12 protein-coding genes are annotated in these 17,084 nt (G+C 58.0%); 7 read left to right on the top strand and 5 right to left on the bottom strand.

The genetic code is table 11. The features are described 5' to 3' along the window. Positions 1-335: 335 nt before the first annotated feature. Positions 336-1,316: an endo-1,4-beta-xylanase gene (locus IGS16_RS18035; RefSeq protein WP_297087802.1), complete on the bottom strand. Its 981-nt coding sequence runs from the start codon at positions 1,314-1,316 to the stop codon at positions 336-338. 685 nt (positions 1,317-2,001) lie between these two features. On the opposite strand from IGS16_RS18035, the gene IGS16_RS18030 reads away from it, so the two are divergent. The 6 genes from IGS16_RS18030 (at position 2,002) to IGS16_RS18005 (ending at position 7,351) form a co-directional block, all read left to right on the top strand. Further along, positions 2,002-2,268: an acylphosphatase gene (locus IGS16_RS18030; protein WP_367185822.1), complete on the top strand. Its 267-nt coding sequence runs from the start codon at positions 2,002-2,004 to the stop codon at positions 2,266-2,268. A 343-nt stretch (positions 2,269-2,611) separates the two neighbouring features. After that, a complete protein-coding gene (locus IGS16_RS18025; RefSeq protein ID WP_297087797.1) occupies positions 2,612-3,988 on the top strand; it encodes a WcaI family glycosyltransferase in 1,377 nt (458 codons plus the stop codon). A 124-nt stretch (positions 3,989-4,112) separates the two neighbouring features. Beyond that, a complete protein-coding gene (yqeK, locus tag IGS16_RS18020; RefSeq protein ID WP_367185821.1) occupies positions 4,113-4,751 on the top strand; it encodes a bis(5'-nucleosyl)-tetraphosphatase (symmetrical) YqeK in 639 nt (212 codons plus the stop codon). A 159-nt stretch (positions 4,752-4,910) separates the two neighbouring features. After that, positions 4,911-5,375, top strand: coding sequence for a ribosome silencing factor (rsfS, locus tag IGS16_RS18015; protein ID WP_297087793.1), 465 nt, complete (start codon positions 4,911-4,913; stop codon positions 5,373-5,375). A 335-nt stretch (positions 5,376-5,710) separates the two neighbouring features. Continuing rightward, positions 5,711-6,229, top strand: coding sequence for a CGLD27 family protein (locus IGS16_RS18010; protein WP_297087791.1), 519 nt, complete (start codon positions 5,711-5,713; stop codon positions 6,227-6,229). 168 nt (positions 6,230-6,397) lie between these two features. Next, on the top strand, positions 6,398-7,351 hold the full coding sequence (locus IGS16_RS18005) for an asparaginase (RefSeq protein WP_297087790.1): 954 nt from the start codon (positions 6,398-6,400) through the stop codon (positions 7,349-7,351). Positions 7,352-7,533: 182 nt separating this feature from the next. Here the strand turns inward: IGS16_RS18005 and IGS16_RS18000 are convergent, their stop codons facing one another. Continuing rightward, entirely contained in the window at positions 7,534-9,093 is a 1,560-nt protein-coding gene (locus IGS16_RS18000; protein ID WP_297087789.1) for an NAD(P)H-quinone oxidoreductase subunit N, read from the bottom strand. 472 nt (positions 9,094-9,565) lie between these two features. Here IGS16_RS18000 and topA point away from each other — a divergent pair, with 472 nt between their 5' ends. Further along, complete coding sequence (gene topA, locus IGS16_RS17995; RefSeq protein WP_297087787.1) at positions 9,566-12,463, top strand: type I DNA topoisomerase; 2,898 nt, start codon at positions 9,566-9,568, stop codon at positions 12,461-12,463. An 80-nt stretch (positions 12,464-12,543) separates the two neighbouring features. Here the strand turns inward: topA and IGS16_RS17990 are convergent, their stop codons facing one another. The 3 genes from IGS16_RS17990 to IGS16_RS17980 all read right to left on the bottom strand — a co-directional run bounded on the left by IGS16_RS17990 (position 12,544) and on the right by IGS16_RS17980 (position 16,982). After that, positions 12,544-14,229, bottom strand: a complete 1,686-nt coding sequence (locus IGS16_RS17990) for a peptidase M15A (protein ID WP_297087785.1) — start codon at positions 14,227-14,229, stop codon at positions 12,544-12,546. A 278-nt stretch (positions 14,230-14,507) separates the two neighbouring features. Continuing rightward, the gene (locus IGS16_RS17985) at positions 14,508-16,298 is read right to left on the bottom strand and encodes an ABC transporter ATP-binding protein (protein ID WP_297087783.1); all 1,791 of its coding nucleotides are present in this window, start codon (positions 16,296-16,298) and stop codon (positions 14,508-14,510) included. A gap of 126 nt (positions 16,299-16,424) precedes the next feature. Further along, the gene (locus tag IGS16_RS17980; protein ID WP_297087781.1) at positions 16,425-16,982 is read right to left on the bottom strand and encodes a serine O-acetyltransferase; all 558 of its coding nucleotides are present in this window, start codon (positions 16,980-16,982) and stop codon (positions 16,425-16,427) included. Between the last annotated feature and the right edge of the window lie 102 nt (positions 16,983-17,084).

Below are 17,084 nucleotides of genomic sequence, written 5' to 3'. Positions count from 1 at the left end.
GTCTCTCCAGACGATAAAGTTGCAGTTAGGTTGAAAGAATCTTGCTCAATTGCTGGCTTGTTTGACCAGACAGACCCGCTGCGAGGACTTTGCCCTTGACGCGCTCCGCATTCCCGTTCATATTGAAAGGCTGAACCGGACACTTGCCAGAGCGATCGCCCATCGGGAAGCAGCCCCATAAACCCAGCAGAAGCCGTCTGCCCTATGCCAACCTGCAATTGAGCCGTTGCTATCGAGTCGAGAATTTAGCACTCTCAACTCCTGAGTGCTAATTTACCTGGCAGGTGGGCCCATCTGCAACTTTTTGGGGTGTACGGGTTCCCGAACTAGTGCATTTAGGGGTAGAGGGTTCGTTTGGGCGAACCTGAAACCCCCTGTAAAACCTCAATCCAGGCTTGGTAAGCAGGCTTTGGCTGCAAGTTTTCGTCATAAAGACAGGGATCGGATAGGGGCGAAGCGTTCCTTTCGCTGGGTAATTCTAGCCAGGAATAGCGATCGCTCAATCCCCACACGTTAATCGTAGTCACGCCTGCTTCTAACGCTGCTTCCAGCACGCGCCGATAGAGCCGGGCCTGCTTGCGAAACCGCCGGGTCTGGCTACCTGCAACGCTACGCAGGTCTACATCCAGTTCTGTGATATGCACAGGCAGTTCATAGGCCCGCATCGTCTGAACCAGATCGGCTTTGCGATAGCGGGTCGAGCCACCCAGATGCATCTGGAGTCCGACCGCATCAATCAAGCCCAACGCTTTGAGTCGCTTCACAATCTGCTGGGTGTTTTCGGTATTTGCCCCGCTGGTGGTTTCATTGTTGTAGTCGTTGTAAATCAGGGTTGCCGTGGGATCAACCGCACGAGCCGTCGCAAACGCAATTTCCACGTATTCTGGGCCAATCTTGCGCTGAAAGAAGTCTCGCGGATGCTCCCCGGTTTCCAGTGCCTCATTGACAACCACCCACTCATGGATTTTCCCCTTGAAGTGAGTCATCACCGTGGTGATATGTTGCTGCAAAATCTCGATGTATTGCTCGCGGGTAAAACGCCCCCGACGCAGCCAATCCGGGATGAGGCGAAACTGAGGATAGACAAGCGCGTGGCCATAAAGCTGAATTTTCGCCCGCCTGGCCCAATTCACCTGCCGATCCTGACGTTGGAAGTTATACACACCGCGCTGGGTACTGTCGGCACTCCAGTAGGTTTCTAGCGTGCCATAGTTAAACTGTTGGGCAGCTAGCCGTCGCCAGCGCAGGTCATTCCATCCCCCTAGCTCAGTGCCAATTCGTAACTGGCGGGTGGCTCCTAAGCCTCGCAGCGTCACTACTGCTGATCCTTTGGATTCAGATATTTGTGCTGTCTGAAACAGGTGCGCCGTCGCCAATCGCTTTGGAGGGGGGCTGCTGTGCAGGGCTTTCATGTGCGGTTCTTCCAACCGTGGGTTTGACCTGATTTCAGATAATCTGCCAGCGGCGTTAGGATGACTCGTGCGTATGGGTTTTGCGGAGACTGCGGTTCCTGAGCGCCCCTTTTGGCGGTGCAGTCCCCGTTCCAGGATGGAATTTCGTACCGGAAACTGTGGCCCTGCAACAGGCACTTGCTGGGAATGTTGTATTTGCAGGGAATGGGCGATCGCATCCATCATGCTGACAGTGCCGTAATGAGAAGCAACTTAGAAGAAGTCACTAAAAGGCTAAAAAGAAATCACTAGAATTTAGGTGCAAAGGTGCTACGACGGGTAACCATAGGGGCCGCTATAGGGGCAACTACCCGCTATAGGGGGAACTACAGGGACAACACAGGGGCAACTCCAGGGGCAGCTACGAGCCGGATCGCTACAGGCTGAGGGCTAGTTATACGCCGAGATTACAGTAGAAAACGAAGAACTGCCAAAGTAACGGCTGCTAAAGCCAGAGCGACTTATGACTTCAAAATCAAACCTTCCAGATATCCGAACGGCTATCTCTCAAGGCTCGAATCTTGCTCAAGACGCTGCGGCTCAGCCGCTACTGCGGGCGCGGGTGCTGATCTCCGGGAAGGTGCAACGGGTGGGATATCGTTCTGCAACCCAGGATGCTGCGACACTCTTAAAGATCAACGGCTGGGTGCGAAACCTACGAGATGGGCGCGTCGAGGCCGTGTTTGAAGGGCCGGGCGATCGCGTTCAGGAAATCATCCGCTGGTGCCATCAGGGGCCGCCCACTGCGGTTGTGAAAGACGTTGCAGTGCAATATGAGTCGCCAGAGCATCTGCGGAGTTTTGAGGTCAAGCGATAAGCTAGGGGCTGTCATCAATTGCATACCCAACGTCTAGCTTCTTGGGAAGTTCAGCCCCTAGCCTGATTTGTGTGGACGGGCGCGATACTGCTGATTCCTTAAGGCTTCTGAGCTTGATTGATGACGCGCCCTAGGGTGCAAACTGGCAGATAGCGCGAATTTTCGACATTTCATCCAAACGCGCACCAGACAGAAAGCGCACTGAATTAGAAAGCACGCTGAATATCGATGTGTGGGCAGCCTTGATTCAACCTCGACAGTGGGTTCTCCGTTCTCTCGGCTTCTGCGCCAGCCCTGGCTTCTGCGCTAAGATGCTGATTCCGCTGGCGATTCCTTTGGCTGCATGAAGATCCTGATCTATTCCTACAACTATTTTCCAGAGCCAATTGGGATCGCGCCGCTGATGACGGAGCTAGCCGAAGGATTGGCCCAACGGGGACACCAGGTGCGTGTGGTGACGGGGATGCCCAACTATCCACAGCGGCGCATCTATCCGGGCTATCGCGGGCGGCTGTATCAAACGCGAGTGGAAAACGGCGTGCGCGTGCAGCGCTGCTATGTCTGGATTCGGCCGCGGCCGGGGCTGCTGGGGCGGGTGCTGCTGGACGGCAGCTTTGTGATTACGAGCGTCGTGCAGGCGCTATCGGGCTTTCGACCCGACGTGATTCTGCTGACCACGCCGCCGCTGCCCGTCAGTGTGCCTGCGGCACTGCTGGGGAAGATTTACCGCTGTCCGGTGGTGCTAAACGTGCAGGATATCTTGCCGGAAGCGGCGGTGCGGCTGGGCATTGTGAAAAATCGGCTGGCGATTCGCGCTTTCGAGGCGCTGGAACGGTTTGCCTATCGCACCGCAACGGCGATCGCCGTAATTGCCGACGGATTTGCTCAAAACTTGGTCAACAAAGGCGTGCCGCCCAAAAAGCTGACCTGCATTCCCAACTGGGTAGACGTAAACTTTATTCGCCCGATTCCGCCAGATGAGAACCGATTTCGCCAACAGTACGGCTTGCAGGAAAAATTCATCGTGCTGTACGCGGGCAACATTGCGCTGACCCAAGGCATGGAAACGGTGGTTGAGGCTGCATCACTGCTGCGCGATTTGCCCGATTTAATCGTTGCGATTGTGGGCGAGCGCGAAGCCTGTCAGCAGTTGCAGGACTATGCGCGGCAGTGCCATGCAGACAACGTGCAGTTTTTTGACTTTCAGCCGCGAGAACACCTGCCCCACCTGATGGCAGCGGCCAATGTGGGGCTGGTGGTGCAGCGCAAAAATGTGGTGAGTTTTAACATGCCGTCGAAGTTTCAACTGCTGCTGGCGAGCGGCTGCCCGGTGGTGGCTTCGGCCCCGATGGAGGGTGAATTGGCAAAACTCGTGCTGCATAGCCAGGCAGGAACGGTCGTGCAGCCGGAGCAGCCGGAGCAACTGGCAGAAGCGCTGCGCTCGGTCTATCACGATGCGCCGCAGCGGGCCGCGTGGGCCCACCAAGGGCGACAGTATGCCCTCCAGCACTATCGCTTTGAGCAGGCGATCGCCGCCTATGAACAGCTATTCCACTCGCTGGTCGGTTCGGCAACGCCAGAAACGTCCGCCCCGTCCCCCGCGCCCGCTGCCACTCGACCTACTGGGACGCTGCCAAACGGTTCCACGCCCAACGATTCAAAATCCAGCAGCCCAACGAGTTCCACCGAGCCAGCCCGTCGTCGCCAACCCTGGCGGTAAGCAAGCCATCCCGTAACCTGCGCTACAATTGACTCACTTGGCAGGAGACGGTGAGCAGATCTACGCATTCCTATGCATCCTCAAGCAACATGAATCCAGCATGGTTGATTTAGACGATGACGCGCTGCGGAGCCGCATTCTGAACTGGCTAGAGGTTCAGGTTCCAGCCTCGCGGGTGCAGCATGTGCTGGGGGTCGAGCAGATGGCGATCGCCCTGGCCCAGGTTCATAACCTCGATCCACAGCGGGCGGCCCTAGCGGCGCTGCTGCATGATCTGGCGAAATACTTCAAGCCCCAAACGCTGCTGAGCATCGCGGACGAGGCGGGGCTGCCGCTCGATCCGGTAGACGAAGCCAATCCGCATCTGCTCCATGCCGATGTGGGGGCGATCGTGGCGCAGCGAGAATTTGGTGTCATGGATGCAGAGGTGCTGGCGGCGATCGCCAACCATACGCTTGGCAGTCCGGGCATGAGCGCCCTGAGCTGCGTCGTGTTTTTGGCAGACACGCTAGAACCGGGGCGCGGCAACACCGACGAACTACGTCATTTGCGAACCGTGAGTCAACAAAATTTAACGCAAGCAGTTTGGATGACCTGCGACTATACCTTCAAATATCTGCTGGACGCTGGACATTTAATTCATCCCCGCGCCCTGCAAACCCGCAACTGGTTTCTCCAGGCAGATTCGGGGCGATGGCGCAGCCCCGCCGCCGAGGCATATCGCGCTGCAACTTGGTCGGCCCCAAGATTTACCGCAACTTGATTTTTTGCCCGCTGCTTCGTTGTTCATCACACAATGCAAAACTTTGTTTTTTTGCTATTCTGCCTGCAATCTCGATTCAGCCAGTCCTGAATCTGTTTTCCTATCAAGCCCTGTCTTATCAAACCCTGTCCTATCAAACGTAGAGGTACTGAACATTTGATGACCCATGAATCTCCGCTAGAGGCCCTGCTTTCTACCCGGTTGGCTGCTGATGCATCCGCCCCTCGCCTCACCATCGAAACCGACTCCAGCAGCGATGACTTGGCGCTGGCGATCGCCCAGGCCGCCGACGACCGCAAAGGTGGCGACATTGTGCTGCTGAAGGTGGCGGACGTGTCCTACCTGGCAGATTATTTTGTGCTGGTAACGGGCTTTTCGCATGTGCAGGTGAGGGCGATCGCCAACAGCATTGAGCAAACGGTGAAGGAAAAACTCCAGCGGGTGCCCGTGCGAATCGAGGGGCAAGCCGAGGGCAACTGGGTACTCATCGACTACGGCGATGTCATTGCCCACATCTTCCTCGAAAAAGACCGCGAGTTCTACAACCTGGAAGCGTTTTGGGGACACGCCGAGCGGCTGTCTTTTGCGGCACTTCAAGGCGCAAGCACCTCTGCAAAAGGCTAGGGTCACGTTTGACGGACTTGAGAAGGGGCATTTGACCGGGATCTTTTAACTAGAATCTCACTGGGTCGAGTGTCCTTTATCCGGTACGGCTGGGATTAAACAAGGTAGCGAAGAGCCTGGAAATCACAAAAGCCCTGTGCAGCGTGACTTTCGGCTCCGCCTTCCGCCGTCTGTCTGCCCCTAGCTACACCAGATTCGTGGATTACAGTAGACTGCATTCAGGATTGTTTTCAGAATCCGATTTGAAACCAGACTCAGTGCGGATGACGCGAGAAGTCAGCACATTTCGTTCACTGTTTCCCACCTCGCGCTAGGATGCAGCCCACTCGTTGCCCATGAAATCCTCTCTGCCCGTCTGCCCGGTTCCCTCCGAGCAACAACCCATCAATGAGTTTCAGGACTTGCAAGAGTCCTGGTTTTTTCGCTGGGCGACGCTCGACCTCTGGCCCTACATCAAGCCGATTCTGATTCTCTGGAGCTTGAGTTGGGCGGTGTCTGGGCCTGTGGCGGCGGTCAGCTTTCCGCCCGCGAAATATCCAGCGCTGTTTGCCCTGAGCGCGGCGGTAGGGGCTTGCGTGATTCCGCTGCTGGCGCTAGTGCGGCTGACGCTGGGCTGGTGGTATGTGCGCGATCGCCTTTCCAAGGAAACCGTGTTCTATGAAGAATCGGGCTGGTATGACGGCCAGACCTGGACGAAGCCCGAAGAGGTGTTGCAGCGCGATCGCCTAATCGTGAGCTACCAGATCCAGCCCATCATGAGGCGGCTCTGGCGCACGTTTGCCATCTTTGGGCTACTGTTGCTTCTCAGTGGCATTATCTGGAGCATTCTCTCGCAGCGTGGCTCGTTGCCGTGACTCCCTCGCGTGAACTGTTGACTCGCATCGCCTCGCTCCCAAACACCTGCCGTCAAGCTATCTCGTGACACATCATGGCGTTTCTATTGCGCTAGTGGACGCAGTGTGTCACAGTCCTAGAGGCGGAAGACGCTGGACTTTATCTACTGGAAATGGCTAAGGCCAGGAATGACTAGGGGAAAACGAGTACAGACCGCAGAGCTAGAAGTTCGGCTGCTGCGAGAGGGCATTATCGAGTCGCGGCATCTGGTGCAGGCGGCAGTCGCAGACAATCGTGGTCGCGTGCTGTCCGTCGCGGGCAGTGCGGAGACGGCTTCCTTTGTGCGATCGTCGCTCAAGCCGTTTCAGGCGATGGCCGTGACCAGCACGGGCACGCTGGAGCGCTTTGGGTTGAGCGATCGCGATCTGGCGATTATGTGCAGTTCCCATCGCGGCACGATTGAGCAGGTACGCCAGGTGTTCAACATTCTCTGGCGCTGCGATGTGGACCCGTCAATGTTGCAATGCCCCATTCCCGATGGCAAGCGTAGCCCTTTAGAATATAACTGCTCTGGCAAACATGCAGGCATGTTAGCAGTCTGCCGCCAGCTTGGCTATCCCACCTCCGATTATTTGCAGCGCAACCACCCGGTGCAGACGCTCATCCTGTCCAAGGTATCAGAACTGCTGCGAATGCCTGCGGCAGAATTCATCTCCGCCCACGACGATTGCGGCGCACCCACGTACTTTATGCAACTGGGGCAGATGGCGACGCTGTTTGCCCAGCTTGCATCGGGCAGCAGCCTGGATCTGGAGCGCATTGTGCGAGCGATGACCCATCACCCCATTCTGGTGGCAGGCGAGGGCGAGTTTGATACAGAAGTGATGCGCCTCTCAGAAGGTGCGCTGGTGAGCAAGTCTGGTGCAGAGGGGATTCAGTGCATTGGCCGCGTGGGCGAAGGCATGGGGCTGGCGATCAAGGTGATGGACGGAGCCAAGCGGGCCAAGTATGCCGTCGCGGTTCACCTGCTCAAGCAGCTAGGCTGGGTCACCCCGGCGATCGCCGAAACCTTGACCGAACGCTACCTGACGCTGGGCAACTTTAAGCGGCTGGATGTGCAGGGCGATCTGACCGTCGTGTGATTTTTGTGTTTTGTAGTTTTCGTACCGCGATCGCAAAACTGCGATCGCAAAACCGCGATTAAAAAAGCGGGTGGCTGATCGCTTGGCGATGGGTCACCCACTTTTCATTCTTCGTTTTTCGCTCTTCGCTCTTCCTTCTTCCTTCTTCGCGCTTCCCCTGCCATTGGAGTGCGGCCGCAGCCCTACTCCACGGGATTTTGACGGGCGATCGCCATCAGGGCCCGCTCCACTCGCAGCGCAGGTTGCAGCATCGGTGTGCTGTCAACCGAGTCATTCGCCAGCGTGAACAGCGGATTGGACAGAATGCCCGCCAGCGAGGTGAAGATTAGCGCCGTGATGATGCCTACCTGGAGCGGTCGCATTCCTGGCAGCGTCCAGCGGATCGGCGGATAGTTCTTCACCGACTCCGACATTTCATCCGGCTCCTTCACGACCATCATCTTCACCACACGGATGTAGTAGTAGATGGAAATTACGCTCGTCACCAGACCCACCAGCACCAGCGCATAGGCCCCAGCCTGCCAGCCTGCCCAGAATAGATAGATCTTGCCAAAGAAGCCCGCCAGCGGCGGAATGCCCCCCAGAGACAGCAGACAAATGCTCAGCGCCAGCGTCAGCAGCGGGTCTTTTTGGTACAGACCGCTGTACTCGGTAATTTCGTCCGTGCCCGTCCGCAGCGCAAACAGGATGATGCAGGAAAATGCGCCCAAGTTCATGAACAGGTACACCAATAGGTAAAATACCATGCTGGAATAGCCAGCCTGAGTACCCACGATCAGCCCGATCATCACAAAGCCCGCCTGACCAATCGAGGAATAGGCCAGCAGTCGCTTCATGCTGGTTTGTGCTAAGGCTACCACGTTGCCCAGCACCATGCTGAGAATCGCCAGGGCCGTTAGCACAAACTGCCACTGGTCGGAAACAGCAGGAAAGGCCGTTACTAGCAGGCGAATCGCCAAAGCGAAGCCCGCCGCCTTGGAACCCACCGACAGAAACGCGACTACGGGCGTTGGAGACCCTTCGTACACGTCTGGGGTCCATTGGTGAAAGGGCACAGCGGCAATCTTGAAGGCAATGCCCGCAATCACAAACACCAGGGCAATCACGATACCGATGGAGTCTTCCAGCCCTGCGATCGAAATGTTAGTGGCGATCGCCCCCAGTCGCGTCTCACCCCCCGACAGCCCGTACAGCAGCGATGAGCCGTAGAGGAAAATGGCGGAACTGGCTGCGCCAATCAGCAGATACTTCAGCGCCGCCTCGTTCGAGCGGGGGTCGCGCTTCATGTAGCCCGTCAGCAGGTAAGACGAAATACTCAGCGTCTCCAGCGACACAAACACCATCACCAGTTCGTCGGCCCCGGAGAGGAACATGCCGCCCAGCGTCGCCGTGAGTAAAATGACGATGAACTCGGCCAGCGATGTGCCCGACTGCTCCACGTAGCGCACCGACATCAGGATCGTCAGCGCCGCCGACAGGGCAATGATGCCGCGAAACACAACGCTCAGGGTGTCCCCGCTGAAGCTCCCCAAAAATGAAATGGGTTCGGCGATATCCCACTGCGGCACTAGCGCCACAACCGCCGCCAACAGTCCGGCGATCGCCACGTAGGGAGTCCATCGAGCCGACGATCGCCCCACAATCAAGTCTCCGATCAGCACCACCATCAGCGTGGCAATCACAATCCCTTCCGGCAGAATGGTTCCGGCATTGAGCTGGCCGGCAAGCGTGGAAAAGTCCATAGGGGGTCTAGCGTAAACGGCGCAAAGTTGAAAATGTGACAGAACAAAATGACCTTATCAGAATCATGGGCAGTTAGACCAAAGCGTTCAAACAAAACGTTCGACAAAGCGTTCAAACGTGGTTTCCGATCGGCTTTCTGTGGGCAAACTGCTTTCTAATCGCCTGCATTCAGGTCAGACTCACTCCATTTCTAATGGATCATACCGCGCAAATCTGTGCGCTACGTGCGGCTCGGCCGATAATCCCCGTTGTTTCTCCTAATAGCCCCCAAAAGATTTCCTTCTTGTAAAATCCTTACGATTTGAGATTCCCTACTTTTCAAGGCTATGGTCTATAAGTAGAGAACAGGCATCAGTCGAACGACTGTCCTATAATTGCCTATCTGTCTCGTCCTCGCCCGGCCCCCGCCAGATCGAAGCGTTACCGATACGTTCTCCATCTGCGTCCTTTTTCTTAGCACGACTGAGATCCATGTCAACTCTCGTCATTGTCGAATCCCCCACCAAAGCGAAAACCATCCGCAACTACCTGCCGCCGGGCTATCGGGTCGAGGCATCGATGGGACATGTGCGAGATTTGCCCCAGTCGGCGAGCGACATTCCCGCTTCGGTCAAGGGCGAAGAGTGGGCAAAACTGGGGGTCAACGTAGACGCGGATTTTGAGCCGCTCTACATCGTGCCGCAGGATAAGAAGAAAGTCGTCAAGGCACTGAAGGAGGCGCTGAAAGAGGCCGACGAGCTAATTCTGGCAACAGACGAAGACCGCGAAGGGGAAAGCATTAGCTGGCATTTGCTACAACTGCTCCAGCCCAAGGTGCCCACGAAGCGCATGGTGTTCCACGAAATTACCGAGGAAGCCATCCGCGAGGCCCTGCAAAACTGCCGCGATGTGGATGAGCAACTGGTTCATGCCCAAGAAACGCGGCGCATTCTGGATCGGCTGGTGGGCTACACCTTGTCGCCCTTGCTGTGGAAAAAAATTGCCTGGGGTCTATCGGCAGGGCGAGTTCAGTCGGTTGCAGTACGGCTATTGGTCAACCGCGAACGGCAGCGCCGCGCTTTTCGCAAGGGGTCTTACTGGGATCTGAAGGCGACGCTGGAGAAAGACGGCAGCAGCTTTGAGTCGAAACTGGTGACCCTGGGCGGCCGCCGCATTGCCACGGGTGCAGATTTTGACGAATCGACGGGACAAATCATCGCCGGACGCGATGTGCTGCTGCTGGGTGAGGCAGAGGCCCAGACGTTGCACGATCGCCTCCAGTCGGCAACCTGGACTGTCACAGGACTAGAGGAGCGGTCTTCGACGCGCAAGCCCTCGCCGCCCTTCACCACCTCGACGCTGCAACAGGAGGCCAACCGCAAGCTGCGCCTGTCGGCCCGTGATACGATGCGCGTGGCTCAGAGCCTTTATGAACAGGGCTATATCACCTACATGCGAACTGACTCGGTGAACCTGTCGCAACAGGCGATCGCCGCTGCCCGAAGCTGCGTCCAGCAAATGTATGGCAGCGAATACCTCAGCCCCGAACCACGCCGCTATGCTACTAAGAGCAAGGGCGCACAGGAAGCCCACGAAGCTATCCGTCCCGCAGGCAGCACCTTCCGCACGCCCCAGGAAACGGGCCTGAGCGGGCGCGAGTTTCAGCTTTACGACCTGATCTGGAAGCGCACGGTGGCCACCCAGATGGCAGAAGTTCGCCAGACGAATATCACCGTGCAGCTCCAGGCAGAAGATGCGGGATTCCGCGCCACGGGCAAACGTATCGACTTTCCCGGCTTTTTTCGGGCCTACGTGGAAGGATCAGATGACCCTGATGCAGCAATCGAAAACCAGGAAGTGATCCTGCCTGTGCTGCGGGAGGGCGACCATCCAAATTGTCAGGAGCTAGAGGCGATCGCCCACGAAACCCAGCCGCCTGCCCGCTATACCGAAGCATCGCTGGTGAAAACGCTGGAAAGCGAAGGCATTGGTCGCCCCAGCACCTACGCCAGCATCATCGGCACCATCATCGACCGGGGCTACGCCCAAATGGTGAACAACAGTCTCGTGCCCACTTTCACTGCCTTTGCCGTCACCAGCCTGCTCGAAAAGCACTTTCCCGACCTAGTAGACACCAGCTTTACCGCTCGCATGGAGCGCACGCTAGACGACATTTCCACGGGCGAAGCCGACTGGCTGCCCTATCTCCAGCAGTTTTACCTGGGCGAAACCGGGCTAGATGGGCAGGTGAAGCAGCGCGAGAGCCAGATCGACCCTGCCGAAGCCCGCAGCGTGGATCTGGAGGGACTGGATGCCAAAGTCCGCATTGGCCGCTACGGAGCCTATATCGAAACCGAAACCGAGGAGGGGCTGGTTAAAGCTACCATTCCCCAGGACTTTACGCCGTCTGACCTGGATGCCGAGCGGGTCGAAGTGCTGCTGCGCCAAAAAACCGAAGGGCCAGACAAGCTTGGGTTTCACCCCGAAACGGGCGAACCGATTTACGTGCTGATCGGAGCCTACGGCCCCTATGTGCAGCTTGGCGACGTAACGGATGAAAACCCCAAGCCCAAGCGGGCCTCGCTGCCCAAAGGCTTGCAGCCCCAAGATGTGACGTTGGAGCAGGCGGTAAACCTGCTGGCGCTGCCGCGTTTACTGGGGATGCACCCGGAAACGGGCTGTAAAATTCAGGCGAACCTGGGTCGTTTTGGGCCCTATATCGTCCATGACCAGGGTAAAAATGGCAAAGACTATCGCTCGATCAAAGGCGACGACGATGTGCTGACGATCACGCTAGAGCGGGCGCTGGAGCTGCTGGCAGAGCCGAAGGCGGGGCGTGGACGCGGACGGGCCGCGGCTCCGATCCGAGAGTTGGGCCCCCACCCGGAAGACGGCGAACCCGTGAACCTCTATAACGGCCCTTACGGCGTTTACATCAAGCATGGAAAGCTCAACGCCTCTTTGCCCGAAGGCGAGGCGGCCGAGTCCATTACGATGGAAACGGCACTGAAAGCGCTGGCTGAAAAAGCCGCCACCAAGAAAACCTCGCGCCGTTCCAGCAAAACTGGCGACGCAGGCACGAAGACTTCGGGCACCAAGACGGCGACCAAAACCACCAAAACAACCCGCGCAAAGGCTGGTACGGCTAAATCCAGTACAGCTAAATCCAGCACAACTAAATCCAGCACGGCTAAATCCAGCACAACTAAGGCGGCCGCTGCGAAGAAGACGACCAAATCTGCTAAATCGACGGCTGAGGCAGAGGCTGAGGCAGCGCCAACTGAGCCAGCGCCCGCCCAAAAAACGGCAGCAAAATCCACCCCTGCCAAGTCCACCACTCAAAAAGCGGCATCTACAACGCGCAGCACTAAGTCCACCAAAGCGTCCTGAGCATCTTATTGACTAGTACTGTTGACTGAAACTGCCTGACGCTGAGCGGTCAGAAACGCCTAATTTTGAAATGCTTGGTTTTAGTAAACCCAGCGAACCCGGTGATCCGGCTCGGTGCTGGCGATCGCCCCGCTGCTCTCTAGATAAACCAGCGCTGGATATTGGGTAAACCGCCCCAGCCCACCTGTCCACCAGGGATCGAGCGTCCAGTAGATCTGCTGCGCCGTCAGACCATCGCAATAGAACAGCAGGGCACTGCCCAGCGTATGCTGATCTGGATTGGGGCCAGGCAAGGCTCTGGCTGCCTCCGGAGAACAGTGCCACGCGATGATGTGGAGCGATCGCCCCAGTCGCGTCGCCACCTGTTCTGCGGCTTTGGCTAGACGCACAATGGCCTGCATCGCCGCCAGATTCTTCGGCAGATATAGCCCGCCCTGGGTCGCCTCTGCCCAAGTCAGCCGTCCACCAGGGGCGATCGCCCCGTGCAGTTGAATCGTGTCCAGCGCCCACTCGGTTTGCAGCACCGGCAGCAGGTCGGGTACGGGCGCAGGCATTGCGTCTAGAGAACCAGGATGTGCTGCTTGCAGGCGGCGTAGATCTTCCACGAGCGATCGCACGGTTGCCTCGCCTGTTTCCAGCCCCCGCCAGGTCTGCACCAGATGCAGCAGGGCCACTCGCTGAGCATCGGTTTGACGATAGGCGGCGGGAATCCGCTGGACAAATCGCAGAAGCTGCTGATCAAGCTGGCGAGCAGCATCCAGCAGCGCGGCGGGGCTGGCGCTCATCAGTGCCTCTGGATCTACGCCCAGCGTCCGCACGGCTGTCGTGCGCGAATCCAGACCTTGCCATAGGCGAAAGGTTTCCGTCAGGGCATTGCGCTGTTCCCCTTTGCCCAGGTAATGCGCCGGAAGCCGCTGCACAAAAGCCATCAGCGCCGGATCGAGGATTGCCAGATCAGGGGAAACTGGCTCTTTTTTCTCCAGAGAGGCGATCGCCGCTTCTCGGCTGGGCAACTGTCGCCAGCACTGCACCAGCCGCAGCAGCGCCTCCCGCTGATGGGGATAGCCTGCGTAGTTGAGCGGCAGGCGGCGGCTCAGGTCTTGCAAGGCGATGTCCAAGCGGTCAGTAGCAGGCAGCGCGTCTGGCTCAGAGGTTGACCCACGGGGCAGGAGCGAGTGAATGGCGGCCGATTGGCTGTCCAACTTCCGCCAGAGTCGCACTGCCTCCAGCAGTCCGTCCCGCTCGTGGCTCAGCCCGCGATAGGTTGCAGGCACTTGTTCCAGGAAATTCAGCAGCGCCCCATCCACAAACGCCAGGTTAGACGGCAACCCTGCCGCCAGATGGTCTGCTTCCACCCTTTGGACATAGGCCCGCAGCAGCGCCCCGCCGTCGCAGGGTTCGATCTGGGCGGCGTGGGTGTCGTTGGGCGGCGGCAGATAGCCCTCCGCCAAGGCAGTCAAAAAGCGATCGCCATAACGTCCCCGATCCACGTCCCACAGGTCTGCACTTTGCCAGCCCTGGGCAATCAGGCGATCGGTAATGCTGCGAACCGTGCTGGCGGCGACCTGCACCTGTCCAGGTAGCGTTTCCACCTCTGTCAGCGCCACCTGGTTGGCAGGCGAGATGCCGAGGCCGACTTCACCATCGCTAAGGGTTGGAGCCTGATGCACCGCGTGGAGGGCTGCCAGCAGCGGCGCATGAACCCCAGCGCGATCGCCCGCCTGCTGAAAAAATGCCCTGCGCTGTGCGGCGTTGAGTGGTTCCATCGCTCCCTGTCCTCCCAGTCTTGCCAGTCTTGCAATTCGGCTTCGCGATTGTCCGTCGCGGCTCCAAACGACTATCTGCCCTCCCAATTTACCCGCTGATGCCCGTTTGGAGACAGGTTGTGGATTTTGGATTGGGGATTTTTGGATTGAGGATTTTGGATTGCCAAGTCAGGCGTTGATGAGGCTTCTAGGTATTAGCGCTATTTGTGAGAATTAATCTGGGTGTCAAAAAGGGGATAGGGCAGAAGCATTTGACCGAGATATTTGAGATAGGCAGTTTAGGCGGAGGCTGCGACGGATTTCTTCACCTGGGATTCCAAAATCACGCCGTAGAGCGGACTGGTTTTCAGCAGTTCTTCATGGGTGCCCTGGGCCACCAGTCGCCCCTTGTCCATTACCAGAATGCGATCGGCAGTGCGGACGGTGCTGATGCGCTGGGCCACCACGAAGGAGGTGCAGGTGCGGCGGCGCATCAGGTCGTCGAGGGCGGCTTGAATCTCGGCGCTGGTTTTGGCATCCACTGCCGAAGTGCTGTCGTCCAGGATCAGAATGTTGTAGTCGGTGAGCAGTGTGCGGGCGATCGCCAATCGCTGCTTTTGCCCACCCGACAGCCCCACGCCCCGCTCCCCAACGAGGGTGTGATATCCTTCTGGCAAACTGGCGATAAAGTCGTGAATTTGCGCCGTTTTTGCCACGGCGATCGCCTCTTCTAGGGTGGCGTGGGGCTTGGCGTAGGTGATGTTGGACAAAATCGTGCCGGAAAACAGCGTCGTTTCCTGAAACACAATGCCAATGCGCGATCGCAGGCTTTGCAATGTGAAATCACGCACATCGCGCCCGTCAATCCGCACGGCTCCATCCGTCACGTCGTAAAACCGGGGAATCAGGTTGACCACAGTGCTTTTGCCCGATCCGGTCATGCCCAGGATGGCGATTAGCTCGTTGGGCCGGGTCTCGAAAGACACATGGCGGAGGGCAGGCGTGCTGGAGCCAGGATAGCGGAACGACACATTCTCAAACGTGATGCGGCCGCCGCAGGTGACAAACGGAACCGCGTTGGGGCGATCGCGAATTTCGACTTCCGCATCCACCACTTCGTAGACGCGCTCTGCCGAAGCCGCCGCCTGGGCGATCGCCGGGGCCGCAAAGCCAATCAGCAAAATCGGCTGCAAAATCAGCAGCAGGTAGGAGTTAAACGCCACCAGTTCGCCTACCGAAAAGCGGCCGCCAATCACGGCCGCGCCGCCATAGCCAATCACCGCCACCGTCACCAGGTTGCTCAGCAAAAAGATAAACGGAAACGTATTGCGAATCGACCGCACCGTTTTCAGGTTGGTCGCCACCAAGTCTTGATTCAGGCTGGAATAACGCGCCGTTTCCACGTCCTCCCGCACAAACGCCTTGACCACGCGCACGCCGATCAGGTTCTCTTGCAGCACGGCGTTTAGATTGCTCAACTGTTCCTGCACTTGGCGAAATAGGCTGCTGTTTTGCCGCAAAAACCGCGCCATCAGCCAGCTACTTGCAGGCACGACCGTCAGCGTGATCAGCGCCAGTTCCCAGTTCATCATCAGCAGAATGATGGCGATCGCCACCAGCGTCACCACGCCGCTGATCACCTGAATCAGGCTGGTGCTGAGAAACGTCCGCACCTGCTCGATGTCGCTGGTGACTCGCGTCAGCAGTTGCGAGGTCTGCGCCTGGTCGTGATAGCTAAAACTGAGGTTTTGAATTTTCCGAAAAATGCGGTTCCGCAGGTCATAGGCTACGCCCTGCGACAGGGCCTCGGCACAAAAACTTTGCCCAAAGTTGAACACACCCCGGGCGATCGCCGCCGCCACCAGCCCGCCCGCTCCATACAGCACCACGTGCAGATTGCGTTGCGCCACCCCCTGGTCAATCGCCCAACGAAAGAGTTGCGGGGTCGCCGCGTAGGCCGCAATTAGCAGCAGCGCACTCAGCAGCCCGCCCAGCGTCAGCCAGGGATAGTGCCGCAAGCTGCCCAAGACTCGCTGGAGCGGCAGCAGCGAAGACTTTTCTTCCAGATTGTTCAGATCAGACGATGGCACAGATCAGCCGCCCCCGAAGCCCCAAACAATTCCCTCCAGCCTATCAGACCAGGGGCGATCGCCGCTGCTCTAGCCAGTCCGTTGGCTCAGCTAGCTAATCTAGTTAATCTGGTTAAGCCCATGAATCTAGTCAAGAATCTTGGCAGGAATACCCACCGCCGTCTTGCCTGCGGGTACGTCCTTCAACACCACGGCGTTTGCGCCCACATTGGCATCGTCGCCCAGCGTCACCGCACCCAGAATCTTCGCCCCCGCGCCCACATTCACCCGCTTGCCGAGGCGGGGCGCTTCCGTGGGGCGATCGAGATAGCGGTTGCCCATCGTCACGCCCTGACGAATCACGCTGTCGTCGCCGATTACCGTCTGCCCATGAATCACGATCGCCCCTTGGTGCTCGATAACCACGCGCCGCCCAAGCTGCACCGTGTAAGGCAGTTCGATCCCGTAAACATTGCGAACATGGCGAAACATGGCCCGGTAGAGAATGCTGAAAGGGGCCCTCAGCAGCTTCGGCTCAATGCCCATGCGCCACACGCCAAAGCGATGCACCGCCACGGCACGAAACCCAGGCTTCGTCCAATCGCGGCCGTGGGCGATCCAGTCTTCTTTGATCTGCTGCCACAGCGACAACGGCGCATCCTCTGAAGCGGCAGACATCATGGAGGGGTCAGTATGAGCAACCATAGGTCGGGGTTTGAAGTTTGGGACTGGGGATGTGGTGAGATATCGGTTTAAGCCACTTAAGCCACGAGGGGTTGGGGGGATTAAAGCCCTGGATCTGACTCC

This window comes from Thermoleptolyngbya sp. C42_A2020_037 (genome assembly GCF_015272455.1).
GTDB lineage: Bacteria > Cyanobacteriota > Cyanobacteriia > Elainellales > Elainellaceae > Thermoleptolyngbya.
This window is presented reverse-complemented; position numbering and strand designations above follow the sequence as displayed.

Bases quoted from the DNA above. Each gene is read 5' to 3' on its own strand.
- IGS16_RS18025 (WP_297087797.1), top strand. From the start codon at position 2,612: ATGAAGATCCTGATCTATTCCTACAACTATTTTCCAGAGCCAATTGGG.
- rsfS (WP_297087793.1), top strand. From the start codon at position 4,911: ATGACCCATGAATCTCCGCTAGAGGCCCTGCTTTCTACCCGGTTGGCT.
- IGS16_RS18010 (WP_297087791.1), top strand. From the start codon at position 5,711: ATGAAATCCTCTCTGCCCGTCTGCCCGGTTCCCTCCGAGCAACAACCC.
- IGS16_RS18005 (WP_297087790.1), top strand. From the start codon at position 6,398: ATGACTAGGGGAAAACGAGTACAGACCGCAGAGCTAGAAGTTCGGCTG.
- IGS16_RS18000 (WP_297087789.1), bottom strand. From the start codon at position 9,093: ATGGACTTTTCCACGCTTGCCGGCCAGCTCAATGCCGGAACCATTCTG.
- topA (WP_297087787.1), top strand. From the start codon at position 9,566: ATGTCAACTCTCGTCATTGTCGAATCCCCCACCAAAGCGAAAACCATC.
- IGS16_RS17990 (WP_297087785.1), bottom strand. From the start codon at position 14,229: ATGGAACCACTCAACGCCGCACAGCGCAGGGCATTTTTTCAGCAGGCG.
- IGS16_RS17980 (WP_297087781.1), bottom strand. From the start codon at position 16,982: ATGGTTGCTCATACTGACCCCTCCATGATGTCTGCCGCTTCAGAGGAT.